Here is an 828-nt window from a genome sequence, read left to right as displayed (position 1 = left end):
GTGTGCCGTCCAAGATCATGATCCGCGCCGCCCATATCGCCCATCTGCGCCGGGAAAGCCCGTTCGATGGCGGCATCGCCGCTACCACGCCGACCATCCAGCGCACGGCGCTGCTGGCCCAGCAGCAGGCCCGCGTCGATGAACTGCGCCACGCCAAGTACGAAGGCATCTTGGAGGGCAATCCGGCGATCACTGTGCTGCACGGCTCCGCCCGCTTTAAGGACAATCGCAACCTGATCGTGCAACTCAACGACGGCGGCGAGCGCGTGGTGGCATTCGACCGCTGCCTGATCGCCACCGGCGCGAGCCCGGCCGTGCCGCCGATTCCCGGCCTGAAAGACACTCCGTACTGGACTTCCACTGAAGCGCTGGTCAGCGAGACGATTCCTAAGCGCCTGGCCGTGATTGGCTCATCAGTGGTGGCGCTGGAGCTGGCGCAGGCGTTCGCCCGACTCGGAGCGAAGGTGACGATCCTGGCTCGCAGCACGCTGTTCTTCCGCGAAGACCCAGCTATAGGCGAAGCCGTCACGGCCGCATTCCGCATGGAGGGCATCGAGGTGAGGGAACACACCCAGGCCAGCCAGGTCGCGTATATCAATGGTGAAGGGGACGGCGAATTCGTGCTCACCACGGCGCACGGCGAACTGCGCGCCGACAAGCTGCTGGTCGCCACCGGCCGCGCGCCCAACACACGCAAGCTGGCACTGGATGCGACGGGCGTCACGCTCACCCCGCAAGGCGCTATCGTCATCGACCCCGGCATGCGTACAAGCGTGGAACACATCTACGCCGCAGGCGACTGCACCGACCAGCCGCAGTTCGTCTATG

1 protein-coding gene is annotated in these 828 nt (G+C 65.7%); it reads left to right on the top strand.

Going from position 1 to position 828, the window contains the following annotated elements; translation table 11 throughout:
- A partial coding sequence (locus tag HMPREF3143_RS02330; RefSeq protein WP_175441104.1) for an FAD-dependent oxidoreductase occupies nt 1–828 on the top strand: 828 nt, incomplete at both ends.

Source organism: Enterobacter sp. HMSC16D10, assembly GCF_001807145.1.
GTDB lineage: Bacteria > Pseudomonadota > Gammaproteobacteria > Enterobacterales > Enterobacteriaceae > Enterobacter > Enterobacter roggenkampii.
Note: the sequence above shows the minus strand (reverse complement) of the source record. Positions and strands in the feature narration are given on the sequence as shown.